This window comes from Streptomyces thermovulgaris, from assembly GCF_002155915.1.
GTDB classification, from domain to species: Bacteria; Actinomycetota; Actinomycetes; order Streptomycetales; family Streptomycetaceae; genus Streptomyces; species Streptomyces thermovulgaris.
The window spans coordinates 1-6,082 of sequence record NZ_MUME01000447.1; the positions used below are offsets into that span (position 1 = coordinate 1).

At 73.3% G+C, this 6,082-nt stretch carries 2 protein-coding genes and 1 pseudogene (1 of these 3 cut by a window edge); all 3 read right to left on the reverse strand.

Translation table 11 applies throughout. From position 1 onward, the window contains the following. Positions 1–193 precede the first annotated feature (193 nt). Positions 194–1,435, reverse strand: a complete 1,242-nt coding sequence (locus CCN35_RS26120) for a M14 family zinc carboxypeptidase (RefSeq protein ID WP_067396657.1) — start codon at positions 1,433–1,435, stop codon at positions 194–196. An 87-nt stretch (positions 1,436–1,522) separates the two neighbouring features. Then, a complete protein-coding gene (treY, locus tag CCN35_RS26125) occupies positions 1,523–3,946 on the reverse strand; it encodes a malto-oligosyltrehalose synthase (RefSeq protein ID WP_086794563.1) in 2,424 nt (807 codons plus the stop codon). A 282-nt stretch (positions 3,947–4,228) separates the two neighbouring features. Continuing rightward, positions 4,229–6,082 (reverse strand): annotated as a pseudogene (gene glgX, locus CCN35_RS26130) (glycogen debranching protein GlgX); it runs 191 nt beyond the window's last position.

Genomic DNA, 6,082 nt, shown 5'->3' on the forward strand with positions numbered 1-6,082 from the left:
GGTCAGGACGACGCCGCCCCGAAGCCCCATCCCGGGGTACGGGCCCACCCACGCCCCCCGTCCCCGCGCGCCGGCCGCGGAGGAGCCGAAGGGCGTGCCGGTGGCGGGGACCCGAACACGCGGAGGCGCGAAGCGCTGAGCACGCTCGGGTCCCCGCCACCGGCTCGTGGCGCCCGCAGGCGACCGAGCCGTCTCACCTCGACATCCCCCGTGCCTCGAGCACTGCTGCCACCACCGTCCGGCTCTGGTGCTCGACCTGGTGCTCCAGCGGCACCCAGCGTGCCTGGAACCGTTCCGCGAACGCCTCGCTCCACGCCGTCACCAGCCGTTCCAGCTCCGGTGCGGCACGGTCGTCGGCCTCGCGCAGCACCCGGAGCAGCATGGCCGCGGCCCGCAGCGGCAGGCGGCGGCCGAAGGCGTCCACGCTGCCGACGTAGGCCATCGTGGTATCGGCCGGCGGGGTGCGGATCCAGTCGGCGGCCAGCCCCGGCACCAGGCTCAGCCCCCACTTCGCGGCCCGCAGCAGCGGCCCGTCGGCGCCGTGCAGGCGGGGCAGTGCGTCGGCGAGGATGAGCTCCACCTCGCGCGCGTCCCGCAGCAGCCGGTGGGCGAACCGGCGGATCGCCGTGGCCGGGGCGGGGTGCGGGGCCGGGTCGTCCACCAGGTCGCTCGCCCACATCGGCACCTCCACGACCGCGGTCATGCCGCCGTAGCGGTGGGCGTGGTACCAGGTGCTGTTGCGGGCGTCGTCCGGCAGGCTCGGGTACGCCAGATCCGTGCCGGGGGCCGGCATCACCCGCACTCCGGGGCCGGAGGCGGGCCAGCCCGCCGCGTCGGAGGCGCCGGTCTCCACCGGTATGCGGAACCGGGCCGCCGACTTGACGAACGGCTCCGCCAGCCCGGGCATGTCCTTGGTCAGCTGCACCCAGCTTCCGCCCAGGTCGGTGCCGTGCAGAGTCACCTGGAGGTAGGGCCGCAGCGTGTCGATGACACCGGTCAGCGCGCGTGTCTCGGGCGGCAGCCGGTCGGGCGGCAGGACGGCGGGGGACCACTCCGGCTGCTCGGGTCCGGCCGGCCGGAAGAAGCCGAGGTGGTAGTCGAGCAGACTGCGGGGAGCCGGGGTGGTGTGCAGGCTCGCCCCGTCCGGGTCCGCGCAGAGCAGGAAGTGCCAGGAGGTGTCGGCCCGCAACGGCGGTTCGCGCAGCACGCGGTGGGCGAGGGCGAGGAGGGTGGAGCCTCCGGTGGGTTCGTTGGCGTGGGCGCCGGCGACCACCAGCACGGCACGCCGTGCGTGTCCGATGGACAGCAGGTGCAGCGGTCTGCCCGCGCGGGAGAGACCGACCTCCTTCAGGACGCACAGATCGGGCCGGTGCGCGGTCAGCGCACGTGCGAAGGCGACCAGTTCGGGAACGCTCGGATAGCGTGGCTTGAGCAAGGAGACTCACCCCCGATCCGTCCGCCTTGCTTCGTTTTCCGCAGTACCCCACGGAATTGTGTGAACTGTCAAGCGATTCGCCGACTGTCAGGCGACTTGCTCCAGCAGGGCCACCGGAAGCCGCTCGAAGAGCTGCTCCAGGCGCACGGACCCCTCGAATTCCCGCCCCGGCGTCGTCACGTCCGCCCACCGGCCCGGCGGCAGGGGCAGCCGGGTGCCGCGCCAGCCGCCCGCCTGTGCCAGCCGCAGCGACAGCCGGGTCACCGCCGTCACCGCCCGGCCCGAGCGGACGAAGGCCACGCAGTGGTGCGCCGCCGGTCCCTCGGCGAGCAGCGGTGCGTAGGCCGCCGTCTCCCCGAAGACCTCCGGCCGCCGGGCGCGCAACCGCAGGGCCGCGGCCGTCACCGCGGCCTTCTCGTCGGCCCTCCCGTCGGTTTTCCCGTCCGGGGCGGCGGGAGGGATCCGTACCGGCCGCCGGTTGTCCGGGTCCACCAGCGCCCGGTACTCGCTCTCGGTGCCCTGGTAGACGTCCGGCACGCCCGGCATCGTCAGATGCACCAGGGCCGTGCCCAGGACGTTCGCCCGGATGTGCGGCTCCAGCGCGCCGCGGAGAGCGGCCACCCGCGCGGCCGGTGCGCCGCACGGGCCCTGGGCGACGAAGCGCTCCACCGCCTCCTCGTAGGACGGCCTCTGCTCCGTCCAGCCGGTGTGCAGGCCCGCCTCACGCACATGCTTCAGCAGGGCCTGCCGCACCCGCTCGTCGTACCGTTCCGCGTCCTGCCGCCCGTCCCGTCCTCCGTCCGCCCCCTGGGGTGCCGGACCGAGGCCGAACACCGTCTGCCAGGCCGCCCACGCCAGGGGGGCGTCCGGCGCCTCCGCCGCGCCGGACACCTCGGCGAGCACCTCCGCCCAGCGCTCCGGGCACTCGGTCAGCACCGCCAGCGCCGCCCGCACATCGGCGCTGCGCTTGGTGTCGTGCGTGGAGACCACCGTCCCCGTGAGCGGCCAGTCGCGCTGCACGCGCGCGCAGTACGCGTGGAAGTCCTCCGGGGACACCGCCGGGCGTCCCGGTTCGCCGCCGACCTCGTTGGCCGACAGCAGCGGCACGTACCGGTAGTACGCGGTGTCCTCCACGGACTTCGCGCGCAGGGCTGAGGCGGTCTGCGCGAACCGGGTCCGCAGCTCCACGACGTCGGGCCCGGCCCCGGCCCGCCCGGTCACCAGGGCCCGTACGACGTCGACGGCCTCTCCCTCCTCGGGCACCGTGAACGCGAGCCGGGCCTCCTCGGCGGCCTCCTCGGTGACCACCGAGGCGGGATCCACGGAGGCGTACGGCCGGTAGACCTCGAGGCGGACCAGCAGCTCCCGCAGGGCGGTGCGCAGCGCCCAGGGGGCGCGGTCGCGCAGGGCCGGGTCCGGCGAGGCGGTGCACACCCGGTGGGCCACCCGGGTCAGCCGTTCCGTCTCGGCGGCCAGCTCATGGGTGATCACTTCGTGGGCCGCCTGCCGCACCGTCGCCTTCCAGTCGCCGCCGCGGTCGGCCGGCGGGGCGGCGAACCGCCGGTACCGGGCGAGCAGTTCACCGGCCCCCGCCGGGTCGGTGAACAGGCCGTCGACGTGCCGCAGGGCGTCGTAGCCGGTGGTGCCGGCGACCGGCCAGGACGCCGGGAGGCGCTCGCCGTCGGAGAGGATCTTCTCCACGACCGTCCAGCACCCGCCCGTCGCCTCGTGCAGCCGTTGGAGGTAGCCGTCCGGGTCGGCGAGCCCGTCGGGGTGATCGACGCGCAGCCCGTCGATCACGCCCTCGTGCAGCAGCTGGAGGATCTTGGCGTGGGTCGCCTCGAACACCTCCGGGTCCTCCACCCGCACCCCGATCAGCTCGGAGATGCTGAAGAAGCGCCGGTAGTTCAGCTCCGTGCGGGCCAGCCGCCACCACACCGGCCGGTACCACTGCGCGTCCAGCAGCTCCGGCAGCGGCAGCCGCTCGGTGCCCTCGCGCAGCGGGAAGGCGTGGTCGTGGTAGCGCAGGACGTCGCCGTCCACCTTCAGCGCGCCGAGCTCCTTGCCGACCGGCCCGCCGAGCACCGGCAGCAGCACCTTGCCGTCCTGGGCCTCCCAGTCGATGTCGAACCAGCGTGAGTACGGCGACTCCGGCCCCTCCCGCAGCACCTCCCACAGGGCGCGGTTGTGCCGCGGCGCCATGGCCATGTGGTTGGGGACGATGTCCACGATCAGACCGAGCCCGTGCTCCCGCGCGGTGCGCGACAGCGCCCGCAGGCCCTCCTCGCCGCCGAGCTCGTCACGCACGCGCGTGTGGTCCACGACGTCGTAGCCGTGCGAGGAGCCCGGCACGGCCTGGAGGACGGGGGACAGATGCAGATGGGAGACGCCGAGCGACGCCAGACGGGGCACGGTCCGCGCGGCGGCCGCGAACGGGAACCCGGGCTGGAGCTGGAGCCGGTAGGTGGCCGTGGGCACACGGCGGGCGGGGGCGGAGTGCTCGGAGGTCATGCAGAGCTACGTACCCGCCCGGCGGCCTTTTGTGCCCTCGGCCCGCCGCGTGCCCACGACCCCCACCCTTCCGCCACGTGCTCCGGCCCGCCGGGTGGGCACCGGCCCTTGGGCGTGCCCTCGCCCGAACGGGCCCCACCTGAACGGGCCCCACCCCGACGGGGCCTCACCCGAGCGGGGCACCGCCCGAACGGAGCTCGGGCTCTGTGACGGAGCTCGGCCCCTGCAACGGGACATCGGCCCCTGCGACGGGACGCCGGCCCTGCACCGGAGCCCCGGCTCCTATGCCGGCCGCTGGAGCACGGTCAGGCTGCGGTCCTTCAGCGTCAGCCGGTCCCCGGCCCGCACCCTCGGCCCGGTGCCGGGCGGGACCGGGTCCGTGCGGGCGGTGTCGACCACCACCTGCCACTGCCGCCCGTGGGCGAGCGGCACGACGAACTCGAGCGGTTTCGGCGAGGCGTTGAACAGCAGCAGGAAGGAGTCGTCGGTGATCCGCTCCCCGCGTGGGCCGGGCTCCGAGATCGCGTTGCCGTTGAGGAACACGGTCAGCGCGGAGGCCTGTGCCGAGTGCCAGTCCTGCTGGGTCATCTCCCGGCCCTCGGGGGTGAACCAGGCGATGTCGGACAGCTCGTCGTGGGTGCCCTCCACCGGCCGCCCGTGGAAGAAGCGGCGCCGGCGGAACACCGGGTGGTCCCGGCGCAGCGCCGCCATCGCCCGTACGAAGTCCAGCAGGTCGCCGCCGTGCTCGCCGGGCTTCGGCCAGTGCACCCAGGTGAGCTCGTTGTCCTGGCAGTAGGCGTTGTTGTTGCCCCGCTGGGTGCGGGCGAACTCGTCGCCGTGGCTGAGCATGGGCACGCCCTGGGACAGCATCAGCGTCGCGATGAAGTTGCGCATCTGCCGGGCCCGCAGCTCGAGCACCTCGGGGTCGTCGGTCTCGCCCTCCACCCCGCAGTTCCAGGAGCGGTTGTGGCTCTCGCCGTCCCGGTTGTCCTCGCCGTTGGCCTCGTTGTGCTTCTCGTTGTACGACACCAGGTCGCGCAGGGTGAAACCGTCGTGGCAGGTGATGAAGTTGATCGAGGCCAGCGGGCGGCGGCCGTCGTTCTGGTAGAGGTCCGAGGAGCCGGTCAGCCGGGAGGCGAACTCCGCGAGCGTCCGCGGTTCGCCCCGCCACAGGTCCCGGACGGTGTCGCGGTACTTGCCGTTCCACTCGGTCCACAGCGGCGGGAAGTTCCCCACCTGGTAGCCGCCCTCGCCCAGGTCCCAGGGCTCGGCGATCAGCTTCACCTGGGAGACCACCGGGTCCTGCTGCACCAGGTCGAAGAACGACGACAGCCGGTCCACCTCGTGGAACTGCCGCGCCAGGGTCGCCGCCAGGTCGAAGCGGAAGCCGTCGACGTGCATCTCGGTGACCCAGTACCGCAGCGAGTCCATGATCAGCTGGAGCACGTGCGGGGACCGCATGAGCAGGGAGTTCCCGGTGCCCGTGGTGTCCATGTAGTAGCGCGGGTCGTCGGTGAGCCGGTAGTAGCGGGGGTTGTCGATGCCCTTGAAGGACAGCGTCGGACCCAGGTGGTTGCCCTCGGCGGTGTGGTTGTAGACCACGTCGAGGATGACCTCGATCCCCGCCTCGTGCAGTGCCTTGACCGCCGACTTGAACTCCAGCACCTGCTGGCCGCGGTCGCCCCAGGAGGCGTAGGCGTTGTGCGGGGCGAAGAAGCCGATCGTGTTGTAGCCCCAGTAGTTGCTCAGGCCCATGTCCACCAGACGGTGGTCGTGCACGAACTGGTGAACGGGCATCAGCTCCAGCGCGGTGACGCCCAGCTCGGTCAGATGCTCGATGATCGCCGGGTGGGCGAGCGCCGCGTAGGTGCCGCGCAGCTCCTCGGGCAGCTCCGGGTGCAGCATGGTCAGGCCCTTGACATGGGCCTCGTAGATCACCGTCTCGTGGTAGCCGCGCCGGGGCGGCCGGTCGTCGCCCCAGTCGAAGTAGGGGTTCACCACGACCGAGGTCATGGTGTACGGCGCCGAGTCCAGGTCGTTGCGCCGTTCGGGGTCGTCGAAGTGGTAGCCGTACACCTCCTCCCCCCACTGGACCGAGCCGCTGATCGCACGGGCGTACGGGTCGAGCAGCAGCTT